A 21,081-nucleotide genomic window follows, 5' to 3' on the forward strand; every position below is an offset into this window, starting at 1 on the left:
GTGTGCCGCCGGATGGTGCGGGGGCCGGTTGCCGCGTGCCTGCGTGAGACCCGGGCGTGTCGCACGGTAGATTTCATCCGAGCAACACCCCGCCGCAATCCCCCGAGCACCATCGCAGCAACGCAGTACAGCCAGGAGCCGATCATCTCTGACAACACCTACAACGCCGCGCACCTCCTCGTCCTCGAGGGCCTGGAGGCGGTTCGCAAGCGTCCCGGTATGTACATCGGCTCGACCGACACCCGGGGTCTCATGCACTGCCTGTGGGAGATCATCGACAACGGCGTCGACGAGGCGCTGGCCGGAGTCGCCGGCCACGTCGAGGTCACGATGCATCCCGACGGCTCGGTGGAGGTCTACGACGACGGCCGCGGCATCCCGACCGACAAGGAGCCCCGCACCGGGCTCCCGGGCGTCGAGGTGGTCGCGACCAAGCTGCACGCGGGCGGCAAGTTCGGCGGTGGCTCCTACAACGCGACCGGTGGTCTGCACGGTGTCGGTCTCTCGGTCGTCAACGCGCTCTCGAGCCGGATGGACATCGACGTGGACCGCTCGCCGGCCCAGCAGGGGATGTCGTTCCGTCGTGGGGTCCCGGGCGTGTTCGACGGCGACGGCCCGACGGCCGGCTTCACGCCGCAGAGCGGCCTGAGCCGCAAGGGCAAGCGGGTCGCCAAGGGCAAGACCGGCACCAGGGTCAGGTTCTGGCCCGACCGGCAGATCTTCACCAAGGACGCCCGCTTCGAGCTCGAGGGGCTGCTCGGCCGCGCGCGACAGACGAGTTTCATCGTCCCCGGGCTCGAGCTGGTCATCCGCGACCTGTCCGGTGCGGATCCGGTCGAGGAGAAGTTCCGACACGACGGCGGCATCGCCGAGTTCGTCGACTTCCTGGCCAAGGACGAGCCGGTCAGCGGCGTACTCCGTCTGCAGGGGTCGGACACCTTCACCGAGACCGTGCCGATGCTCGACGACGCCGGCCACATGACCCCGCAGGACGTCGAGCGCGAGCTCGGCGTCGACATCGCGGTGCGGTGGGGGAGCGGCTACGACACCGAGATCCGTTCCTTCGTCAACGTGATCGCCACCCCGAAGGGCGGCACCCACGTCAGCGGCTTCGAGAACGCGCTGACCAAGACCTTCAACGACGCGATGCGCGCGGCCAAGGTGCTCAAGGTCAACGACAAGGACATCGTCAAGGAGGACGTCCTCGAGGGCCTCACCGCCGTCGTGACGGTGCGTCTGGCCGAGCCCCAGTTCGAGGGCCAGACCAAGGAGATCCTCGGCACCCCGGCGGCTCGCAGCGTGGTGCGCAAGGTCGTGGCCGCCGAGATGAAGACCTTCCTCACCGAGTCGCGCGGCGCGCAGAAGCAGCAGGCCAAGCTGGTGATGGAGAAGGTGTACGCCGCCTCCAAGACCCGCCTCTCGCTGCGTCAGCAGAAGGAGAACCAGCGGCGCAAGAACGCGCTGGAGTCGTCCGCGCTGCCCTCCAAGCTCGCCGACTGCCGCACCACCGACGACCGCGCCGAGCTCTTCATCGTCGAGGGTGACTCCGCGCTCGGCACCGCCAAGGTGGCGCGCAACTCGGAGTTCCAGGCGCTGCTGCCGATCCGCGGCAAGATCCTCAACGTCCAGAAGGCCTCGGTCGGCGACATGCTGAAGAACGCCGAGTGCTCCTCGATCATCCAGGTCGTCGGCACGGGCACGGGCCGCAGCTTCGACCTGGACGCGGCGCGCTACGGCAAGATCATCTTCATGGCCGACGCCGACTCCGACGGCGCCCACATCCGTACGCTGCTGGCGACCCTGTTCTTCAAGTACATGCCCGAGCTGATCGCCGCCGGCAAGGTCTACACCGCGGTCCCGCCGCTGCACCGGATCGAGATCTCCAACCCGAAGAAGGGGATGGAGAAGTACATCTACACCTACTCCGACCCCGAGCTGCAGCGGAAGCTCGCCGAGCTGAAGAAGAAGAACGTCAGCTGGAAGGACCCGGTGCAGCGCTACAAGGGTCTGGGTGAGATGGACGCCGACCAGCTGGCCGAGACCACCATGGACCCGCGCCACCGCACGCTTCGCCGGCTGACGCTGGACGACGCCGACGCGGCCGCGGCGGTCTTCGACCTGCTGATGGGCTCCGAGGTCGCTCCGCGCAAGGAGTTCATCGTCGCCGGAGGCGGTCAGCTCTCCGAGACCGACCTCGACTTCTAGGCGCCACGGTGGATCAGAAGGCAGCACGGACGGCAGCGACCAAGGCGTTCAAGGCCGGCGGCATGCCGCTGCGCAAGGGCCACCACCGGCTCGGTGACCCCAAGAGCGACGACATCGTCTGGTACATCGACCTGCGCGCCCAGGGGGCCGGACCGACCGCGCCGCTGCGCTTCGAGATCGGCTGCTGGGTCGCGGCGCTGGGCCATCCCGAGCCCGAGGGTGGCCCGGTCGACTGTCCGCTCCTGCTGGACCGGCCCGTCGCGGCGACCAGCCCGGCCGAGATCGGCGAGGAGGTCGGTGATCTGGTCACCCTCGTCGGCGACCTCGACTCGGTCGCGGCGCTGCGCGAGGCACTGGCCGACGGAGCGCTGGGGCGGCCGCTGGTCGACCAGTCGCTGCGTACGTTTCTGGACGGGTAGCGCCCCGGAGCGGGTGGATCCTCAGCGCTCCGCCAGCAGCGCGAAGAGGTCGCCGACCTCGCCCAGGTGGCCGAGCTTGTCGGGGTTGAGGACGTTGTGCATGCGGACGATCCGCCCGCCGTCGACGTCGAGCGCGATGACGCCGAGCAGGGCGCCGTCGGCGCCACGGGTGAGCATCGCCGGCTGGCCGTTGGCGTAGGACAGCTCGAGGCGCACGCCGAGGCGCTCGCCCTGGCGCATGAGCCCGAGCAGGAAGCGGGCGACCGCGACGGCGCCGAGCATCGGCTTCTGGATGGCCGGAGCCCGCCCGCCGCCGTCGGCGACGAACACGACGTCGTCGGCGAGCAGCCGCTCCAGGCCGCTCACGTCGCTCGCGGACAGCGCGGCGACGAACTGGGCGGCGAGCTGGTCGCGGCGCTCGGCCGAGGGCTCGAAGCGTGGCGTACCGTCGGCGATCCGCTTGCGGGCGCGGGTGAAGATCTGGCGGCAGTTGGTCGCGCTCTTGTCGACGATCGGGGCGATGTCGTCGTAGTCGTAGCCCATCACCTCGCGCAGCACGAAGACCGCGCGCTCGACGGGCGTGAGCGACTCCAGCAGGACCAGGAACGCGGTGCTCACGGTCTCGTCGAGCTCGAGACGGTGCGCAGGGTCCTCGTCGGAGACCAGGATCGGCTCGGGCAGCCACGGCCCGACGTACTGCTCGCGTCGGTGGCGGGCCGAGCGCAGGGTGTCGATGGCGATCCGGGTGGTGACCGTGGTGGCGTACGCATCCAGGTTCTCGACCTCGCCCGACTCCTGCGTGCTGCGGTGCATCCGCAGGAACGCCTCCTGCACGATGTCCTCCGCCTCGGCGACGCTGCCGAGCATCCGGTAGGCGATCGAGAACATCAGCGGGCGGAGCCCGTCATGGGCGCTTGCGAGGTCCACGAGTGCAGGACCTTACGCCAGCTGTCACAGGAGCGCAGGTCGTTTCGTCGGTGGGATCAGACATCGACGAAAGGAACATGCAATGCGCATCTTCATCGCAGGCGGAACCGGCGCGGTCGGCATCAGGATGGTGCCGCTGCTGGTGGCCGCCGGACACGAGGTGTACGGCTCGACCCGGCACGAGGCGGGGTGCGAGATGCTGGCGGGCCTGGGCGCGACCGGGATCGTGATGGACCCGCTCAACGCGCAGAGCGTCCAGGATGCCGTCGCCAAGGCCTCGCCCGAGGTGGTCGTCCACCAGCTCACCGCGCTGGGTGGGGTCAGCGGGAACCTGAAGAAGTTCGACCGTGAGTTCGCCATGACCAACCGGCTGCGTACCGAGGGCACCGACCACCTGCTGGCGGCGGCTCGGGCGGCCGGTGTGCGGCGGTTCGTGGCGCAGAGCTTCGGCGGGGGCTGGACCCTCGAGCGCACCGGTGGCTGGGTCAAGGACGAGACCGCTCCGCTCATCGCCGACCCGGGCAAGGAGGCGCGGGAAACCCTGGCGGGGATCCGGCACCTGGAGTCCGTCGTGGTCTCGACAGGCTCGACCTCCGATGGATCCGACCTCGAAGGCGTCGTGCTGCGCTACGGCAACTTCTACGGCCCCGGCAACGCCGCGTCCCGTGACGGCGCCATCGGTGAGCTGCTGCGCAAGGGCAAGATGCCGGTGGTCGGGGGCGGTACGGGGGTGTGGTCGTTCGTCCACATCGACGACGTGGCCTCCGCGACCGTCGCGGCCATCGACCGGGGCGCGCCGGGCATCTACAACATCGTCGACGACGAGCCCGCGCCGGTGAACCAGTGGATGCCGTACCTGGCCGAACAGGTCGGCGGCCGGAACCCGATGCGGCTCCCGGCCTGGCTCGCGCGGCCGCTGATCGGCGAGTTCGGGGTCGCCCTGATGACCTCGGTGCGCGGATCGTCCAACGCCAAGGCCAAGCGCGAGCTCGGCTGGACCCCGTCCTACCCGACCTGGCGCGAGGGCTTCCGGACCGGGATCGGCTGATGCTGGTTATGGTGGCGCGGTGAAGATGATCGCGTTGCAGGACGAGTGGTGGCCGGCGATGACCTGCTTCGGGTGCGGGCCGGCCAACGCGGAGGGACTCCAGCTGAAGAGCTATCCGCAGCTGGACGGGAGCGTGACCGCGACCTTCCAGCCGTGGCCGCAGCACGACAACGGCGGCGGGTTCCTCAACGGCGGGATCATCGCGACCCTGCTCGACTGCCACAGCGCCGCCGCGGTGCACCAGGAGGCCTTCCTCAACGGCTGGATGCCCGCCGAGGGGGAGTCGCTGGCCTACGTGACGGCCGGGATCGACGTACGCTACCGCCGGCCGGCTCCGCTCCGGGAGCCGGTCACGCTGATCGCCTCGACCAAGGACGCCAGCGAGGACGAGATCACCTCGCTGGTGCGGCTGGAGTGGGACGGGAAGGTCCGCGCCGAGGGCGAGGCGCTGTGGAAGCGGTGGCGCCCGCGGGGCTAGCCGGCGCAGCAGAAACGGCCCCCAACAGGTTGGGGGCCGTTCCTTTTCGGCTGGGTCAGTCGAGCAGCTCGGTCACGGTGCCTGCGGCCACGGTGCGACCACCCTCACGGACCGCGAAGCCGAGTCCGACGTCCATCGCGATCGGCTTCTCCAGCTCCACCCCGAGCTCGATCGTGTCGCCGGGCATCACCAGGGCGATGTCACCCAGGTCGATCCCGCCGGGCACGTCCGTGGTCCGGAAGTAGAACTGCGGCCGGTAGTCCGCGGCGAACGGGGTGTGCCGGCCACCCTCGGAGGTGGACAGCGCGTGCAGGTTCGCCCGGAACCTCCGGTGCGGCCGTACGCTGCCCGGCAGTGCCACCACCTGGCCGCGACGGACCTCGTCGCGCTTGACCCCACGCAGCAGCACCGCCGCGTTGTCGCCCGCCTCGGCGGACTCCAGCGACTTGCCGAAGGTCTCCAGACCGATCGCGGTGCTGGTGACCGTCTCGCCGAGGCCCACGACCTCGACCGCGTCGCCGACCTTCAGCGAGCCGCGCTCGACGGCACCGGTGACCACCGTGCCGCGGCCGGTGATGGTGACGACGTTCTCGATCGGCATCAGGAACGGCTCGCCGAGCTCACGCTCGGGCACCGGCACGTAGTCGTCGATCGCGTCCAGCAGGTCGCCGATCGCGGCGGTCCACTCCGGGTCGCCCTCCAGCGCCTTCAGCCCGGACACCCGGACAACCGGCACGTCGTCACCGGGGAACCCGTACTCGGAGAGGAGGTCACGGACCTCCAGCTCGACCAGGTCGAGCAGCTCCGGGTCGTCGACGGTGTCGGCCTTGTTGAGGGCCACCACCAGGTAGGGCACCCCCACCCGGCGCGCGAGCAGCACGTGCTCCCGCGTCTGCGGCATGGCGCCGTCCTGAGCGGAGACGACCAGGATGGCGGCGTCCACCTGGGCGGCGCCGGTGATCATGTTCTTCACGTAGTCGGCGTGCCCGGGCATGTCGACATGCGCGTAGTGCCGGGTCGCGGTCTCGTACTCGACGTGCGAGATGTTGATCGTGATCCCGCGCTGCAGCTCCTCCGGCGCACGGTCGATGCCGTCGAAGGCGATGAAGCGGTTCACGCTCGGGTCGCGCTCCGCGAGCACCTTGGTGATCGCGGCGGTCAGCGTCGTCTTGCCGTGGTCGACGTGACCCATCGTCCCGATGTTGAGGTGCGGCTTGGTCCGCACGAACTGGCTCTTGGCCATGAGAGTTCCTTTGTCCGTCAGAAGATTTCGGGGTGAGCCAGGACCCTCCGGCAAGCCCTCACAGCGCTGTCACCGCGATGAGGGGGCCGGTGCGGGCCACCCTCCTCCGCGGGTCCTGCGAGGCAGGAGGAGGGTCAGCTTCGAGCGCCGGTGCAATCGACTGACGGAGCCCACGTGGGAGCGCCCGTCAGGCTCTTGCCTGACAGGTCGAACTCGGAAACCACGCGGAACATGCGCATCACGTTAGGTGCCAACACAGACACCCGCAATGTAATTCCCGGCTAGCGGGCCTCCAGGCGCACGACGACCGACTTCGAGGTCGGGGTGCGGCTGCCGTCGGCGTAGGAGTCGAGCGGGATGAGGACGTTCGTCTCCGGGAAGTACGCCGCGGCGGAGCCGCGCGGGGTGGAGTAGGCGACGACACGGAAGCCCGCAGCGCGACGCTCGCCGTCGGTCCAGACCGAGATGATGTCGACGGTGTCGCCGTCGGCGACACCGAGCTCGAGGAGATCCTCGGGGTTGACGAAGACGACGCGGCGCCCGCCCTTGATCCCGCGGTAGCGGTCGTCGTAGCCGTAGACCGTGGTGTTGAACTGGTCATGGGAGCGCAGCGTCTGGAGCAGCAGGTGTCCCGGGGGAGCGGTGACCGCGGTCAGCGGGTTGGCGGTGACCCGGGCCCGCCCGGTCGCGGTGTTGAAGGTGCGGGAGTCGCGGGGGCCGTTGGGCAGGGCGAAGCCGCCGGGCGCCTTCAGGCGGGCCTCGAAGTCCTCGAACCCGGGGATGACGGCCGAGATGTGCCAACGGATCCGGGAGTAGTCCACGCCCATCGTGGCCCAGTCGATGCCCTGGTCCGAGCCGAAGAGCGCCTCGCCGATCGCGCAGATGATGCCGACCTCGCTGCGCAGCTCCTTCGAGCCCGGGAGCAGGCGGCCGTGGGAGGCGTGGACCATGCCCATCGAGTCCTCGACGGTGACGTACTGCTCCCGGCCGCCGGTCTCGTCGCGCTCGGTGCGGCCCAGGCAGGGCAGGATCAGGCCCTCGCGGCCGTGGTGGAGGTGGCTGCGGTTGAGCTTGGTCGAGATCTGGACGGTGAGACCGACGCCGGCGAGCGCCGCGGTGGTGACCGCGGTGTCGGGCGTCGCGGCGGCGAAGTTACCGCCGAGAGCGAGGAAGACGTCGACGGCGCCGTCGCGCATCGCCTCGATCGCGGCGACCACGTCGTAGCCCTCCTCGCGCGGCGGCGTGATGCCGAACTCGTCACGGACCGCGTCGAGGAACCACGCCGGCGGCTTCTCCCAGATGCCCATCGTGCGGTCGCCCTGCACGTTGGAGTGGCCGCGGACCGGGCAGGCGCCCGCGCCGGGCTTGCCGATGTTGCCGCGCAGCAGCAGGAACGAGGCGATCTCGCGGATCGTGGCGACCGAGTTCTTGTGCTGGGTCAGGCCCATCGCCCAGCACACGATGATGCGGTCCCGGGTCTCGACGAGGTCGGCGAGCGACTCGATCACCTCGCGCGAGATGCCGCTGAGCCGGGTGATCTCGTCCCACTCCATCGCGGCCCAGGCCTGCGCCGCGACCTCGAAGCCGTCGGTGTGCGCCTCCAGGAACGCGTGGTCGACGGCGTCGCGCTCGACGAGGACCTTGTTGATCCCGGCGAACAGCGCGAGGTCGCCGTTGACCTGCACGGGTACGTGCATGTCGGCCAGCTTGGTGCCGACACCGGTGACGCCGCGTACGGTCTGGGGGTTGCGGAACCGGCCCAGCCCGGCCTCGCGGAGCGGGTTGACCGACACCACCTTGGCGCCGTTCTCCTTGGCGGACTCGAGCGCGGTCAGCATCCGCGGGTGGTTGGTGCCGGGGTTCTGGCCGACGACGAAGATGAGGTCGGAGTGTTCGGCCAGGTCGTCGTAGGTGACGGTGCCCTTGCCGATGCCGATGACCTCGCCGAGAGCGGTGCCGCTGGACTCGTGGCACATGTTGGAGCAGTCGGGCAGGTTGTTGGTGCCGAGCTGGCGGGCGAGCAGCTGGTAGGCGAACGCGGCCTCGTTGGACGCCCGGCCTGAGGTGTAGAAGACGGAACGGTCAGGGGCGGTGGCGCGCATGCGGTCCGCGATCAGCGATATCGCGTCCGACCACGAGATCGGGGAGTAGTGGGTGTCGCCGGGGCCGATGTACATCGGCTCGGTCAGCCGGCCCTGCGCCTCCAGCCAGTGGTCGTCGCGCTCGTCGAGGGAGGCGACCGAGTTGGCCGCGAAGAAGGCACGGTCGACCCGCTTGCGGGTCGCCTCCCACGCCACCGCCTTGGCGCCGTTCTCGCAGAACTCGGCCGCCTTGCGGTGGTCGGGGTCCGGCCACGCGCACGAGGGGCAGTCGAAGCCGCCCACCTGGTTGACCTTGAGCAGCGTCTGCAGGCTGCGCACGGGTCCCATCTCCCGCAGCGCGTACTCCATCGAGTGCGCCACCCCGGGGATCCCCACCGCGGCCGTCTCCGGCTCGCTGACGCGGAGGGTGGGTTCGGGCAGGTCTGCGCGACGCTCGTTGCTCACCCCCGCAGGCTACTCCGTGGCGATCGCCTTGAGGACGTCTTCCCTCCCGGCGCGCACGGCGGGCAGGAGGGCGGCCAGGACACCGACGACCACCGCGATCCCCAGGAAGACGGCCAGCTGGTCGAGCGGCACCCACAGGCTGGTCAGGTCATCGCGCAGGGCATCGCGCAGCAGCACCCCGAAGAGCACGCCCAGGCCGAGCCCGAGCACCGCCCCGAGGACCGCGATCGTCACCGACTCCAGGGTGATCATCCGGCGCAGCTGGCCGCGGGAGAGCCCGATGGCGCGCAGCAGGCCGATCTCGCGGGTGCGCTCGATGACGCTGAGGCCGAGGGTGTTGACGATGCCGATCACCGCGATCACGATCGCCAGCGCGAGCAGGCCGTAGATCATGTAGAGCAGCTGGTTGACCTGCCCCTTGATCGACTCGGCGAACTCGTCCTTGTCCTGCACCGCGACCACGGGACGGTCCTCGACGAGCTTGTCGAGGCGGTCGTGGACGACGGCCGGATCGGCTCCGCGCGCGAGCAGGATGCTGAGCGAGGCGTCCTCCCGCGGCACCTTGGCCGCCACCAGGTCCTCGATGCGCACCGTGATGTCCCCGGTCACCTGGCTCTCCGCGATGATCCCGCTGATCTGCGGGTGCGCCTGGCGGCCGCTGACGAAGGTGAGATCGATGCGGGCACCGAGCCGCCACTTGTGCTTCTTCGCGGCCTCGTCGGTGACGAGCACCTGACCCGGCTTGACGTCGTCGCTGCCCTCGAGCACGTCGAGGTCGTAGACCCGGGACAGGTGCTCGTCGACGCCGAAGAGGAACGTGGCCTCGTTGTTCTTCGGGTTGCGCAGATCGACCTTGCCCACGACCGCCTGGGCGATCTGCGACCGGGAGACGGTGGCCACGCCCTCGACCTTCTCCATCTCGTCGCCGATCGAGGTCGGGAACGGGGTGAACGTCGGGCTCTGCACGACCAGGTCGGGCTTGAACTGGTCCTCGACCACATCGGTGATCGAGGCGTTCATCGAAGCGGCGAGCACCCCGATCAGCGAGACCAGCGCCAGCCCGATCATCAGCGCCGAGGCGGTGGCGCCGGTGCGCCGAGGGTCGCGCATCGCGTTCTGCCCGGCCAGCTTGCCGGTCATCCCGAAGACCGCCCCCGAGACCGTACGCAGCGCCGCGAGCACCGGGCGGCCCAGGAACGCGCTGATCCAGGCGACCGAGAGGATCGAGACCCCGGCGCCGACGCCCACCCACAGGGCCGGGCTGGTGGGCACGTCGAACCCGCCCGGCAGGCTGATCTCGGGGATCCCGATCCGCGGCATCGCCGCGAGCACGAGGCCGGCGGCCAGCAGGACGAGCCCCACCGACGTACGCAGGATGGTGGATCTGGCCGGCGGCTGGGTGTCCTCGCGCATCGCCGCCACCGGCGGCACCTTGGCGGCCCGTCGCGACGGGAGCAGGGCGGCGGCGAGCGTGACGCAGACGCCCACGGCGTAGGAGATCCAGATGGTGCGCGGGGTGAGGACGAGGACGTCGGAGGCGATCTCGAGCCCCGCCTGGCGGAAGGCGGCGGCCAGGCCGTGGGCGAGTCCCCAGCCCGCGAGGATGCCGAGCGTGGCCGCGACCAGCGCCATCACCAGCGCCTCGAAGAGCACCGAGGTGGTGACCTGGCGGCGTGAGGCTCCCAGGGCGCGCAGCAGCGCCAGCTGACGGGAGCGCTGCGCGATCAGGATGGAGAAGGTGTTGACGATGATGAAGGCGCCGACGATCACCGCGATCACCGCGAAGACGATGAGGAAGACCGAGATCACGTCGAGGAACTCGCCGATGGCGTCCTCGGACTCGGCGACCACCGTGTCGCCGGTGACGGCCTCGAAGCCCTTCGGGACCACCGCGTTCGCGGCCTTCGCTAGCTCCTTCTGGCTGACCCCGGGGGCGGCGGTCAGCGAGATCCCGGAGTAGACGTCCTTGCTGTCGGTGAACAGGCTCTGTGCGCCGGGCGTGCTGAAGATCAGCAGCTGCGCGCCGGCGGTGCCGCCGCCGTTGAAGGCGGCGATGCCGGTGAGGGTGACCTTGCGGCGGGTCTCGCCCTGGGGCGCGATCAGCGTGACCGAGTCCCCCACCTGGTAGCCGGCCTTCTTCGCGGTCGCCTCGTCGAGGACGAGCTCCTTCTCCCCGGTCGGCCAGCTTCCCCGGGTGAGCTCGAGCGACGGCTCGCCGAGCAGGTTGGGGGTGCCGGTGTGGTTGAACGCCAGCGTCGGCGCGCCCGAGCTGCTGACCAGCTTGTCGTCGGTGTCGAGGACGTAGAGACCGAAGCCCTGGACGACCCCGTCGGCGCGGGCGACCTCCGGCAGCGTACGCAGCCTCTCGATGGTCGCCGGCTCCAGCATCGCCGCGCCGCCACCGCCGGGGCGGCTGGCCTCGGCCGAGCTGGCGCTGTTGACCGGACGCACCTGGCCGTCGGGGGTCGAGCCGTTGATGATGCCGGAGAAGGTGCGGTCGAGCCCGTGCGAGAACGTGAGCACACCGGCCAGGAACGCCACACCCAGGACGATCGCGAGCGTCGACATGATCAGGCGCACCTTGTGCGCGGCCAGGTTGCGCAGCGTCAGCCGGAGCACCTCAGGCGCCTTCGCTGATCGGGGCCAGACCCATCGCCCGGGACTGCAGGTCGGACATGTGCGCCAGGATCTCCTCGCGGCTCGGCTTGGCCAGCTCGTCGACGATCCGGCCGTCGGCCAGGAAGACCACCCGGTCGCAGTAGGAGGCGGCGACCGGGTCGTGGGAGACCATGACGATGGTCTGGCCCAGGTCGTCGACGCTGCGGCGCAGGAAGTCGAGCACCTGGGCGGCCGAGGTGGAGTCGAGGTTGCCGGTCGGCTCGTCGGCGAAGACGATGTCGGGCCTGGACACCAGCGCCCGGGCGCAGGCGACCCGCTGCTGCTGCCCGCCGGAGAGCTCGCTCGGCTTGTGCTTGAGCCGCGGCCGCAGGTCGACCGTGTCGATGACCTGGTCGAACCACTCCTTCTCGGGCTTCTTCCGGGCCAGGGAGAGCGGCAGCAGGATGTTCTCCTGCGCGGTCAGCGTCGGCACCAGGTTGAACGCCTGGAAGACGAACCCGATCTTGTCGCGACGCAGCGCGGTGAGCCGGCGGTCGCGCATCCTGCCGAGCTTGCGGCCGCCGACGATCACCTCGCCGGTGGTGGGCTTGTCGAGCGCGGCCAGGCAGTGCATCAGCGTCGACTTGCCGGAGCCCGAGGGGCCCATGATGGCGGTGAACTGTCCCGCGTAGAGGTCCAGGCTCACGCCGTCGAGCGCGCGGACCTCCGCAGCGCCCTTCCCGTAGGTCTTGTGCAGGTCGATCGCCTGGGCGGCGATCTCGAGTCGGTCTGCGTCGGTCACGACCCCAACTCTGGCTCACCCGTGGTGAGCGCGCATCGGGGTTTGCACCGATATCGCGGATCTCGACCCGCTTCGCGGGTTCGCCGGCTCAGACCTTCTGGTTGAGCAGCCCCGTGTCGACGTCGTAGATGAACCCGCCGACCTTGACGTCCTCGGGGACGAACGGGTGCGAGCGGACCTTGGCGACGTCCTCGGCGAGGGCGCGGACCTGGTCGTCGACGACGTGCAGATGGAGCCAGGAGGCGTCCTGGCCGGCGGACTCGGCGAGCTTGGCGCGCAGCTCGGCCTCGGTGTTGGAGGCGACCGCGCAGCGGGTGTGGGGCACGATGAGGATGCGCTTGACGTTGAGGAGGTGCACGCCGAGCACCAGCGCCTCCATCGCCTGCGGGGTCACCCGGCCACCGGGGTTGCGGAAGATCTTGGCGTCACCCAGGCCCAGGCCCAGCATGGCGAGCGGCTCGATGCGGGAGTCCATGCAGGTCACGATGGCGACGCCGGCGTGGGCGACGCCGTCGAACCCTCCGTTGTCGAACTTCTCGGCATAGTCACGGTTCGCGGCAAGCAGGTCATCGAAATCGGCCATGGGGCCCAAGGTAGCCGATATCGCGGCGACGCCCTCGGCCTGTGTCAGATAGCGTGCGCGATGTGATCGACGCCCTACTCGAGCCCAGCGACCTGCCCCACCGACTGCCCCGATTCGAGGACATCTCGATCGACGACTACGGCCCGGCGATCGAGCACGGGATGGCCGAGCAGCTGGCGGCGCTCACCACGATCACCTCCTCCACCGAGGAGCCGACCTTCGAGAACACCCTGGTCGCCCTGGAGCGGTCGGGGGAGACACTGGACCGGGTCCTGCGGGTCTTCTTCTCGCTGCTCTCCGCGGACTCCTCCGACGCCCTGGACGATCTCAACGCTGCGTACGCTCCTCGGCTGGCGGCCCACCACGACGCGCTGCTCCTCGACGACGCGCTCTTCGCCCGGGTGAACGCGGTCTATGAGAAGCGGGACGAGCTGGAGGGCGAGGACCGCTACCTGGTCGAGCGCTACCACCGCGACTTCGTGCTCGCGGGTGCTGCGCTCGGGCCTTCGGAGAAGGACCGGCTGCGCCTGCTCAACCAGGAGATCTCCGGGCTGGAGGCGGCCTTCGCGCAGGCTTCGCAGGCCGACTCCAACGACCTCGCGGTGGTCGTCGACACCGTCGAGGAGCTCGCCGGACTGACCCCGGGCGAGATCTCGGCGGCCGCCGCCGCGGCCGAGGGACGGGGGCTGGCGGGCAAGTTCCTGATCACGCTGACGCTGTTCACCGCCCACCCCTACCTGTCCGTGCTGGAGAACCGGGAGCTCCGTCGGCGGCTGTTCGAGGCGGAGCTCGCGCGCGGCTCGCGGGGCAACGACCACGACACCCGCTCCATCGCGCTCGACGTGCTGCGCCTGCGCGCCGAGAAGGCGCAGCTGCTCGGCTTCGACAGCTACGCGGGTCTCGTCACCGCCGACAACACGGCCGGCACGCCCAAGGCGGTCCGCGACATGCTGGAGCGGCTGGCCGCGCCGGCGGCCCGCAACGCCCGGGCCGAGCAGGCCGCGCTCGAGGCGTCCGCGGGTGGGCCGATCGAGGCCTGGGACTGGCCCTACTACGCCGAGAAGGTCCGGGCCTCGGAGTACGACGTCGACCTGGCCGTCCTGCGGCCGTGGTTCGAGGCCGACCGGGTGCTGCGCGACGGCGTCTTCTTCGCCGCCGGCGAGCTCTACGGGCTGACCTTCGAGGAGCGGCCCGACCTGCAGGGCTACCACCCCGAGGTACGCGTCTTCGAGGTCTTCCGCGACGGCGACCCGATCGGGCTCTACCTGCTCGACCTCTACACCCGCGACTCGAAGAAGGGCGGGGCGTGGATGAACTCCTACGTCACCGCCAACACGCTGCTGGGTGAGCCGTCGGCAATCGTGACCAACAACCTCAACGTGCCCAAGCCGGCGCCGGGGGAGCCGACGCTGCTGACGTTCGACGAGGTCAACACGCTCTTCCACGAGTTCGGGCACGCGCTCCACGGGCTGCTGGCGCGGGCCACCTTCCCCCGGTTCGCGGCGACCTCGGTCTACCGCGACTTCGTCGAGTACCCGTCTCAGGTCAACGAGATGTGGATGCTCTGGCCCGAGGTGCTCGCCAACTACGCGGTGCACTACGAGACCGGGGAGCCGATCCCGGCCGACGTGCTCGGCAAGCTGGAGGCCTCCGCCACGTTCAACGAGGGGTTCGCGACCTCCGAATACCTGGCCGCCGCGCTCATCGACCTGGCCTGGCACGAGCTCGGGCCCGCTGACGTGCCGACCTCACCCGAGGCGGTGGGGGAGTTCGAGGCGGCCACGCTGGCGGCGGTCGGCCTGGACAACCCGGCGGTGCGGCCGCGCTACTACACGGCGTACTTCAAGCACATCTTCGGCGGCTATGCCTCGGCCTACTACTCCTACATCTGGTCCGAGGTGCTCGACGCCGACACGGTCGCGTGGTTCAAGGAGAACGGCGGCCTGACCAGGGAGAACGGCGAGGCTTACGTCCGCTATGTGATCGGCATCGGCGGCACCCGCGACCCGCTGGAGTCCTATGCCGAGTGGCGCGGCCGGCCGGCCCCGATCGCTCCGTTGCTGGAGCGCCGGGGCCTGGCCTGAGGGTCAGCGGTCCCGAGGATCCGCCGGGCCTGCCCAGCTGGACTGGGGGTCGCTGGCGGGGAACGTCTCTTCCTCGGTCTCGTCCTGAAGATCGCGCTCCTCGCCTTCCTCCTCGACCCGCTCCGGGGTGGGGAAGGGGATCGGGGCCTCGGTGCTCTCGTCGGCGCCGGTCTCGGGGTCCCGGGTTTCCTTCTCGACCATGTTCTGCTCCCATCTGAGGACTTCGATGTTGTCGTCGATGCCGTTCAGCACCCACTGTGCCACGTCGTGAACGGGCGACGTCAGGAACGGCTCAGCGCGTCCTTGACGCTGTCCACGATCGAGTGGAACGGCATCGTGGCCAGCTGCTTGGGCACCGAGCCCGCGGCGCCGGGATGGGGATGGGTCGGGGCGACCGTCTCGGCCGCCGTCAGCCGCTTGCCCATCGTGTGGCGGTCGGCCTCGTCGAGGGTGTTGAGCAGCAGCGGGAACTCGACGCGCTCTTCCTCCTCGGCATGCTGCTCGACCACGATCTGGAAGATGGGGAAGCTCTCGTCGAACTCGGGGCTCTCGACGCCGACCTCCTCGAGCCGGGCCAGCATCTCGCTGGCCTCCTTCTCGTCGGCGTTGAGCGCCTTGGTGAGCGTCTCGCCGCCGTGGGCAGAGACGAACGGGTGGACGACGAGCTCCTCGGCGGTCTCGTGCACGGCGAGCAGGACCCGGAGGTCGTCGAACGCCTGGCGCTTGGCCGGACCCTCGGAGTTTCCGACCGTCGAGCAGAGCTGACGGATGCCGGCGTGCTGCTGCAGCAGGATCCTGACCACGTCGCCCTCGGGTAGCTCGGAGGCCTTCTTGAGGTCTTCGGTCACGTGGGACATGGGTTGCTCCTGTCTCAGGGCTTCTGGATTGGACGTCTTCCCTGGTACCCACGGCGTGTTCTGCCCATACACCTGTCCAACCGACCACCGATCTGAGAAGGTTCAGGTGTGATGAGGCAGGGGGTGTTGCGGGTGGCCGTGGTCAGCCCGCAGGAGGTTGTCATGCGGGGGCTCACCACCATGCTTGCGGACTATCCCGACAGGCTGGTCGTGACGGCCCTTCCGTCGGTACGCAGCAAGGCTCCGGGTGTCGACGTGATCCTCTACGACACGCTCGGTCTGCACCTGGCCGACGGGTCCGATCTGGTGCACCTGCTGCAGGAGACCGACGCCAACGTGCTGATCTTCAGCCGCGATATGCGGCCCGATCTGCGCGTCAAGGCCTACTCGCTCGGTGCCAAGGCCTGGGTGTCGATGAGCGTGCACGCCGGTGAGCTCGTTCGCGCGATCGAGATGACGGCCAGCGGTGAGCCGATCGGGGAGCGCGAGGACCGGCTCGGCACGGTCGCCGGGCTCACCACCCGTGAGGTCGAGGTGCTCGCGCTGATCACCCAGGGGCTGTCCAACGCGGACATCGCCGAGAAGCTCGTCGTGAGCGTGAACACGCTCAAGAGCCACATCCGTCAGGCCTACCGAAAGATCGAGGTCACGACCCGCAGTCAGGCAGTCAGCTGGGCGATCACCCACGGGTTCGCGCCACCGGATGAGAATTCTGTGGAATCGGGTGCATCCGTGGGGGCAAGGATGGTTACCGATAGCGTATCGACAGAGCAGTCTGGGTGACTTCCCCTGCCTTCGGGATCGGGGAGTGACACCACGGTCGCACTGTCGGTGCCGCGGTCCCGGCAACGGACCCGGGACCGCGGTTCTAACCCTCAGGGGTGAGTGTGCTGTGGGGGTTGAGCTCACCCCTGGGGGCCAAATACCTCGCGAACCCGTGGCATCGGGTGATCTGCGCGACAGACTCGAGGCATGGACAGGAACCAGCAGGGCCCCTCGCTTCTCGCCCCTCAGCAGGAAGATCTGGTCGTACGCCACCTCCCGGTGGCACGCTCGCTGGCTGCTCGCTACTCGGGCCGCGGCATCGAGGTCGAGGACCTGCGCCAGGCCGCGCGGATGGGGCTGGTGAAGGCCGCCCGCCGCTACGACCCCGAGCAGGGTGCGTTCCTGAGCTATGCCGTGCCGATGGCCAAGGGCGAGATGCGGCGCTGCTTCCGGGACCTGGCCCGCTGCGTACGACCTCAGCAGGGGGACGACGAGTCCGGCTCGCTCGTGGAGCAGGTGGGAGAGGTCGATCCCGGCTTCGACCGCGCCGAGGCACGGGTGCTGGTGGGGGAGGCGCTGGAGGGGCTCGACGAGACCGACCTGATGGTCCTGCGGCTGCGCTACGCCGAAGGCCTGACCCAGGCCGAGATCGGTGAGCGGATCGGTGCGACGCAGGCGCAGGTCTCGCGAACGCTTGCGCGGATCCTTCGCCGGATGCGGGTCGCGGTCGCCGCGTAAGAGGCATCCGTTCTGGGTACCGGTTCTCCATGAGTACTCCAGCCGTCATCTTCACCGTGATCGGGGTGATCGTCGTCCTGGTCGGCATCGCGGCCTGGCTCTACGACGCCCGCCGCAACAAGCGCGTCGCCGATGACGAAGAGCGCTTCGATCAGCCGAGAACGACGCCGAGAACGCGAAGGAGGAGCTGAGATGCCGCAACGTGCCTGGAGCAAGAAACGCGAACGCCAGTACGAGCACATCAAGAAGGGCCTGCTCGACCGCGGCGAGAACGAGGACACCGCCGAGGAGATCGCCGCGCGCACGGTGAACAAGGAACGTGCCCGCGAGGGCGCGTCCCGCGAAAGCAGCCGCACCTCGACCGAGGACATCTCCTCCGGTCGCCGTGGTGGTCTGCGCAGCCACCGTGGTCCCGGTGGTCGTACCAAGGCCCAGCTCTACGAAGAGGCCAAGGACAAGAACGTCAAGGGCCGCTCGAAGATGAACAAGGCCGAGCTCGAGAAGGCCGTCGGCCGCTAGGAGCGGACTCCCGCCAGGCTTCACCTGGCGTCTTGGAGGTCATCGACTTCGCCGCGTCGCCCACACCGGGTGGCGCGGCGAAGTCGTTGTGATGACAGCCAGCCGCCCAGACGGAGCCCCCGATGGCTCATGGAGCCCAGACAGATCGGCGGCTGCCGGCTCCAGGAGCCGACAGCCGCCGAAGACAGCCGACGTACGGTCTACGGGTGCGGTCGCGACACGTACGCCGTCGAGGTGCGCTCGATGAGGTCGTCACCGGCCGCCGCCGGCTGGGTGCCGCGAGCGCGGTGGTCACCCGCATGACCGAACGGAAGGTTCATCGTGCCGATCCGCTCACGTGCCATGCCGACGGTGGCGCCGGCTCCGTCGCGCAGCGTCTCGTAGGTCGCGGCAGGGTAGCGGCCGACGATGTAGCCGGCGACGCCACCCAGCGCGAAGGTGAAGATGTTCCGTTTCGTCCTCACTTCTTCCGACCTCCCTTGAACCTCCGCAGCAGCGCGTCGGTTCCCTTCTTGCGGATGACGGTGGTGGCGACCGCCATCACGGCGGGGACCAGGAAGGCGGCGACAGCCGCGATCCGCTTGCCCCAGGACGACTCCTGCCACTTGGTCTTGGGTGTGCCATTCCACAGCGAGCGCTGGGCGGTGTCGTCGCGCTCACCGGTGATCGTCGAGTACGTCATGCCAGGTCTCCTTGTGTCTGGGTCGGCTTTCGTGGTCCCGTACCCGGGGCGGGTGCGGGTCATGCGGCCATCTCCATGCCCTCGAGCTGGGCGCGGAGCTCGTCGATGATGCGGGTGAGGATGCGGGAGACCTGCGTCTGGGTGACGCCGATGGCCTCGCCGATCTCTGCCTGGCTGCGGTCCTCCAGGAAGCGCAGCCGCACCACGAGCTGGTCGCGCGGACACAGCGCGTGGATCGCCTGCTCGAGCGCGAGCCGGGCCTCGCAGTCGGAGAGCCCGCCGTCGACGCCCGGCAGCATGTCGCCGATGGTCGCTTCGCCCGAGGACTGGGAGTCGCTGGAGCGCAACGGGGCGTCCAGCGAAGAGGGGGTGAAGCAGCCGCGGGCATCGAGCGCCTCGCGTACCTTCTGCTCGGGGACCTCGGCGATCTCAGCCAGCTCGGAGGTGGGCAGGTTGCCGCGCTCGGAGCCGATCCGCAGCAGCGTGCTCTGCAGCTCCTGGATGGGACGGGGCGGGCGCACGGTCCAGCCGTGGTCACGGAACCAGCGCTTCACCTCACCCCGGATGGTGGGCACGGCGTAGGTGAGGAAGTCGTCGGCACGGTCCGGGTGGAAGCTCTTCGCGGCCCGGACCAGGGCGATGTACGCGACCTGCTCCAGGTCGGCGCGGGGGATGCCACGTCCGGTGTAGCGGTGGGCGATCGAGCGGGCGACCGCCGCGTTGAGCAGGATCACCTCTTCGATGAGCCGCTCCTGCTCCTCTCCTTCCGCCTCGTGTGCTGCCGCCAACAGCTCTGAGGTCAGACGCTGGCGCTCGGCTCGGGGAAGGTCTGTCTCGAAAGTTGTCGTCGTCATATTTGGGTAGTGCCCGAAATGAGCCCGCCCCAACGGCTCAGGAAGCCAAGTTCACCCCGTCGGGTGTGCGCCTCGCGAGTCGCAACCACCCCTTCGGGTGGGAAGTCGGCCGGGCGGGCTGCGAGGGGTGAGCACGGGTACCGGTTCGGTCATACGGACCAGACGCCCTCTGAGAGGAACACCATGAACGGAACCAACGGCACGAACAGTCTCGACGGCAGGGTCGCGCTGGTGACCGGTGCCGGGAGCGGCCTGGGACGGGCGACGAGTCGGGTGCTCAGTGTCTCCGGAGCGTACGTCGCGGTCAGCGACCGGGACCCCGAGGCGGCCCAGGAGACCGTCGAGCTGATCCGTGGTGAACCCCGGCGGGGGGAGACCGAGGTCGTCGACCTCGACGTCACCTCGCCCTCGGCGGTCGAGAAGACGGTCGCCGACCTCTCCGAGCGGTTCGGGGCCCGGTTCGACCTCCTGATCAACAACGCGGGCACCGACCGCGGCTCGGACCTGGTCGACATCGACGACGACCAGTGGCACGACGTCTTCGGCGTCAACGTCGACGGCCCGATGCGGCTCTCCCGTGCGTTCGTACGTCACCGCCTGGCGCTCGAGGACGCGCCGACCCAGCCGGTGGCCGACATCGTCAGCATCGCCTCGATCAGCGCGCTGACGGTGGGGGCGGGTGCTGCTGCGTACAACTCCTCCAAGGCGGCGCTGCTCAAGCTCACCGAGGTGATGCAGACCGAGGCGCGCGAGCGGGAGTGGCCCGTCCGGGTCAGCGCGATCAACCCCGCGGCGATGGCGACGCCGATGATGGACCAGTGGGGGCTGCCGCCGGAGCGGATGATGGACCCGACGATCGTGGCGGAGCTGATCCGGTTCGCGGTGACGCTTCCCGAGGAGGCGTGCCTGCAGAGCGCCGTCGTGATGCTGCGGAACGAGGGCTATCCGCGATGAACGACTGGGAAGAGTCATTGCGCGGAGCCCGGGTGGTGGTCACCGGCGGAGCCGGGTTCGTCGGGTCGTGGGTGAGCGAGCGCCTGCTGGACGCCGGGGCGGAGGTGTGGATCGTCGACAACCTGCTCACCGGCTCGGCCGACAAGATCGAGCACCTCTTCGGCCGGCCGGGCTTCGCGATCACGATCGCCGACGCCAGCCATGCGATCCCCGACCCCGGCGGGGTCGACCTGGTGATGCACCTGGCCTGTCCGGCCTCGCCGGTCCACTACCAGCGGCTGCCCCTGGAGACGCTCCGGGTGGCGAGCGAGGGCACGGTCAACGCCCTCGAGCTGGCTGATCGCCACCACGCCCGGTTCGTGCTCACCTCCACCTCCGAGGTGTACGGCGAGCCCGAGGTGCACCCGCAGCGCGAGGAGTACTGGGGCCACGTCAACCCGATCGGCCTACGCAGCGTCTACGACGAGGGCAAGCGGTTCGCCGAGGCGACCACGATGGCCTACGCCCGCGAGCGCGGCGTCGACGTCGCGGTGGCGCGGCTGTTCAACACCTACGGCCCCCGGATGAGCCTGGACGACGGCCGGGTCGTGCCGGCCTTCCTCGGCCAGGCCCTGAGCGGGGAGCCGCTGACCGTTGCCGGCGACGGCTCGCAGACCCGGTCGCTGTGCTGGGTCGAGGACACCGTCGAGGGCCTGCTGCGGCTCGCCTGCGCCGACGTGGCGGGACCGGTCAACATCGGCAACGACCACGAGATCACCATGCTCGAGCTGGCCCGGATG

21 protein-coding genes and 1 pseudogene are annotated in these 21,081 nt (G+C 69.7%); 11 read left to right on the plus strand and 11 right to left on the minus strand.

The genetic code is table 11. From position 1 onward, the window contains the following. Positions 1–12: 12 nt before the first annotated feature. Together ACWZJV_RS24915 and ACWZJV_RS24920 are read left to right on the plus strand one after the other, a co-directional pair. The gene (locus ACWZJV_RS24915) at positions 13–2,205 is read left to right on the plus strand and encodes a DNA gyrase/topoisomerase IV subunit B (protein WP_008361824.1); all 2,193 of its coding nucleotides are present in this window, start codon (positions 13–15) and stop codon (positions 2,203–2,205) included. Positions 2,206–2,213: 8 nt separating this feature from the next. Continuing rightward, complete coding sequence (locus ACWZJV_RS24920) at positions 2,214–2,624, plus strand: hypothetical protein (RefSeq protein ID WP_196874640.1); 411 nt, start codon at positions 2,214–2,216, stop codon at positions 2,622–2,624. A 21-nt stretch (positions 2,625–2,645) separates the two neighbouring features. On the opposite strand, the gene ACWZJV_RS24925 is transcribed toward ACWZJV_RS24920, so the two are convergent. Continuing rightward, positions 2,646–3,551 (minus strand): RNA polymerase sigma-70 factor, encoded by a 906-nt coding sequence (locus ACWZJV_RS24925; protein WP_196874639.1) that lies wholly within the window; start codon positions 3,549–3,551, stop codon positions 2,646–2,648. Between the two features lie 82 nt (positions 3,552–3,633). On the opposite strand from ACWZJV_RS24925, the gene ACWZJV_RS24930 reads away from it, so the two are divergent. Together ACWZJV_RS24930 and ACWZJV_RS24935 are read left to right on the plus strand one after the other, a co-directional pair. Next, entirely contained in the window at positions 3,634–4,599 is a 966-nt protein-coding gene (locus tag ACWZJV_RS24930) for an NAD-dependent epimerase/dehydratase family protein (RefSeq protein WP_008361821.1), read from the plus strand. A 25-nt stretch (positions 4,600–4,624) separates the two neighbouring features. Next, positions 4,625–5,077 (plus strand): PaaI family thioesterase, encoded by a 453-nt coding sequence (locus ACWZJV_RS24935; protein ID WP_040756417.1) that lies wholly within the window; start codon positions 4,625–4,627, stop codon positions 5,075–5,077. A 55-nt stretch (positions 5,078–5,132) separates the two neighbouring features. On the opposite strand, the gene tuf is transcribed toward ACWZJV_RS24935, so the two are convergent. The 5 genes from tuf to ACWZJV_RS24960 form a co-directional block, all read right to left on the minus strand. Continuing rightward, a complete protein-coding gene (gene tuf, locus ACWZJV_RS24940) occupies positions 5,133–6,320 on the minus strand; it encodes an elongation factor Tu (protein ID WP_457179229.1) in 1,188 nt (395 codons plus the stop codon). A gap of 281 nt (positions 6,321–6,601) precedes the next feature. Next, the gene (locus tag ACWZJV_RS24945; protein ID WP_457179230.1) at positions 6,602–8,866 is read right to left on the minus strand and encodes an FdhF/YdeP family oxidoreductase; all 2,265 of its coding nucleotides are present in this window, start codon (positions 8,864–8,866) and stop codon (positions 6,602–6,604) included. Positions 8,867–8,875: 9 nt separating this feature from the next. After that, the gene (locus ACWZJV_RS24950; protein ID WP_457179231.1) at positions 8,876–11,485 is read right to left on the minus strand and encodes an ABC transporter permease; all 2,610 of its coding nucleotides are present in this window, start codon (positions 11,483–11,485) and stop codon (positions 8,876–8,878) included. A 1-nt stretch (position 11,486) separates the two neighbouring features. Then, positions 11,487–12,266: an ABC transporter ATP-binding protein gene (locus tag ACWZJV_RS24955; RefSeq protein ID WP_196874634.1), complete on the minus strand. Its 780-nt coding sequence runs from the start codon at positions 12,264–12,266 to the stop codon at positions 11,487–11,489. A gap of 88 nt (positions 12,267–12,354) precedes the next feature. Beyond that, positions 12,355–12,849 carry a beta-class carbonic anhydrase gene (locus ACWZJV_RS24960; RefSeq protein WP_008361809.1) on the minus strand — a complete coding sequence of 165 codons (495 nt, stop codon included), beginning with the start codon at positions 12,847–12,849 and terminating at the stop codon, positions 12,355–12,357. Between the two features lie 62 nt (positions 12,850–12,911). On the opposite strand from ACWZJV_RS24960, the gene ACWZJV_RS24965 reads away from it, so the two are divergent. After that, positions 12,912–14,933 carry a M3 family metallopeptidase gene (locus ACWZJV_RS24965; RefSeq protein ID WP_457179232.1) on the plus strand — a complete coding sequence of 674 codons (2,022 nt, stop codon included), beginning with the start codon at positions 12,912–12,914 and terminating at the stop codon, positions 14,931–14,933. Positions 14,934–14,936: 3 nt separating this feature from the next. Here the strand turns inward: ACWZJV_RS24965 and ACWZJV_RS24970 are convergent, their stop codons facing one another. After that, positions 14,937–15,185 carry a hypothetical protein gene (locus tag ACWZJV_RS24970; RefSeq protein ID WP_457179233.1) on the minus strand — a complete coding sequence of 83 codons (249 nt, stop codon included), beginning with the start codon at positions 15,183–15,185 and terminating at the stop codon, positions 14,937–14,939. A gap of 29 nt (positions 15,186–15,214) precedes the next feature. Next, positions 15,215–15,790: a hemerythrin domain-containing protein gene (locus ACWZJV_RS24975; RefSeq protein WP_457179234.1), complete on the minus strand. Its 576-nt coding sequence runs from the start codon at positions 15,788–15,790 to the stop codon at positions 15,215–15,217. A gap of 111 nt (positions 15,791–15,901) precedes the next feature. Between ACWZJV_RS24975 and ACWZJV_RS24980 the strand changes: the two genes are divergently transcribed. The 4 genes from ACWZJV_RS24980 to ACWZJV_RS24995 all read left to right on the plus strand — a co-directional run bounded on the left by ACWZJV_RS24980 (position 15,902) and on the right by ACWZJV_RS24995 (position 17,812). Then, on the plus strand, positions 15,902–16,573 hold the full coding sequence (locus ACWZJV_RS24980) for a response regulator transcription factor (RefSeq protein WP_457179235.1): 672 nt from the start codon (positions 15,902–15,904) through the stop codon (positions 16,571–16,573). A 189-nt stretch (positions 16,574–16,762) separates the two neighbouring features. Continuing rightward, positions 16,763–17,293, plus strand: coding sequence for a sigma-70 family RNA polymerase sigma factor (locus ACWZJV_RS24985; protein WP_457179236.1), 531 nt, complete (start codon positions 16,763–16,765; stop codon positions 17,291–17,293). Positions 17,294–17,322: 29 nt separating this feature from the next. Further along, positions 17,323–17,484, plus strand: a complete 162-nt coding sequence (locus ACWZJV_RS24990) for a hypothetical protein (RefSeq protein WP_196874629.1) — start codon at positions 17,323–17,325, stop codon at positions 17,482–17,484. 1 nt (position 17,485) lies between these two features. Continuing rightward, positions 17,486–17,812, plus strand: a complete 327-nt coding sequence (locus ACWZJV_RS24995) for a plasmid stabilization protein (protein ID WP_457179237.1) — start codon at positions 17,486–17,488, stop codon at positions 17,810–17,812. A gap of 200 nt (positions 17,813–18,012) precedes the next feature. Here ACWZJV_RS24995 and ACWZJV_RS25000 read toward each other — a convergent pair whose 3' ends face one another. From ACWZJV_RS25000 to ACWZJV_RS25010, 3 genes are read right to left on the minus strand one after another with little or no spacing between them, the layout of a single operon-like run. Beyond that, a complete protein-coding gene (locus ACWZJV_RS25000; RefSeq protein WP_457179238.1) occupies positions 18,013–18,276 on the minus strand; it encodes a hypothetical protein in 264 nt (87 codons plus the stop codon). Further along, positions 18,273–18,494, minus strand: coding sequence for a hypothetical protein (locus tag ACWZJV_RS25005; protein ID WP_008361795.1), 222 nt, complete (start codon positions 18,492–18,494; stop codon positions 18,273–18,275). Before ACWZJV_RS25005 ends, ACWZJV_RS25000 begins: the two co-directional genes overlap by 4 nt. Before the next feature lie 59 nt (positions 18,495–18,553). After that, entirely contained in the window at positions 18,554–19,348 is a 795-nt protein-coding gene (locus tag ACWZJV_RS25010; RefSeq protein ID WP_457179239.1) for a sigma-70 family RNA polymerase sigma factor, read from the minus strand. A 183-nt stretch (positions 19,349–19,531) separates the two neighbouring features. On the opposite strand from ACWZJV_RS25010, the gene ACWZJV_RS25015 reads away from it, so the two are divergent. Both ACWZJV_RS25015 and ACWZJV_RS25020 read left to right on the plus strand, forming a co-directional pair. Continuing rightward, on the plus strand, positions 19,532–20,302 hold the full coding sequence (locus ACWZJV_RS25015) for an SDR family oxidoreductase (protein ID WP_457179240.1): 771 nt from the start codon (positions 19,532–19,534) through the stop codon (positions 20,300–20,302). Continuing rightward, positions 20,299–21,081: pseudogene (locus ACWZJV_RS25020) on the plus strand (NAD-dependent epimerase/dehydratase family protein); the annotation flags it as partial. The gene ACWZJV_RS25015 and the pseudogene ACWZJV_RS25020, both read left to right, overlap by 4 nt.

The sequence above is a fragment of the Nocardioides sp. WG-D5 genome (genome assembly GCF_054031175.1).

Excerpts from the sequence above, each read along its gene's own strand:
- ACWZJV_RS24935 (WP_040756417.1), top strand. The coding sequence starts at position 4,625 with ATGATCGCGTTGCAGGACGAGTGGTGGCCGGCGATGACCTGCTTCGGG.
- ACWZJV_RS24980 (WP_457179235.1), top strand. The coding sequence starts at position 15,902 with ATGAGGCAGGGGGTGTTGCGGGTGGCCGTGGTCAGCCCGCAGGAGGTT.
- ACWZJV_RS24995 (WP_457179237.1), top strand. The coding sequence starts at position 17,486 with ATGCCGCAACGTGCCTGGAGCAAGAAACGCGAACGCCAGTACGAGCAC.
- ACWZJV_RS24960 (WP_008361809.1), bottom strand. The coding sequence starts at position 12,849 with ATGGCCGATTTCGATGACCTGCTTGCCGCGAACCGTGACTATGCCGAG.
- ACWZJV_RS24990 (WP_196874629.1), top strand. The coding sequence starts at position 17,323 with ATGAGTACTCCAGCCGTCATCTTCACCGTGATCGGGGTGATCGTCGTC.
- tuf (WP_457179229.1), bottom strand. The coding sequence starts at position 6,320 with ATGGCCAAGAGCCAGTTCGTGCGGACCAAGCCGCACCTCAACATCGGG.
- ACWZJV_RS25005 (WP_008361795.1), bottom strand. The coding sequence starts at position 18,494 with ATGACGTACTCGACGATCACCGGTGAGCGCGACGACACCGCCCAGCGC.
- ACWZJV_RS24985 (WP_457179236.1), top strand. The coding sequence starts at position 16,763 with ATGGACAGGAACCAGCAGGGCCCCTCGCTTCTCGCCCCTCAGCAGGAA.
- ACWZJV_RS24975 (WP_457179234.1), bottom strand. The coding sequence starts at position 15,790 with ATGTCCCACGTGACCGAAGACCTCAAGAAGGCCTCCGAGCTACCCGAG.
- ACWZJV_RS25010 (WP_457179239.1), bottom strand. The coding sequence starts at position 19,348 with ATGACGACGACAACTTTCGAGACAGACCTTCCCCGAGCCGAGCGCCAG.
- ACWZJV_RS24930 (WP_008361821.1), top strand. The coding sequence starts at position 3,634 with ATGCGCATCTTCATCGCAGGCGGAACCGGCGCGGTCGGCATCAGGATG.
- ACWZJV_RS24915 (WP_008361824.1), top strand. The coding sequence starts at position 13 with ATGGTGCGGGGGCCGGTTGCCGCGTGCCTGCGTGAGACCCGGGCGTGT.
- ACWZJV_RS25015 (WP_457179240.1), top strand. The coding sequence starts at position 19,532 with ATGAACGGAACCAACGGCACGAACAGTCTCGACGGCAGGGTCGCGCTG.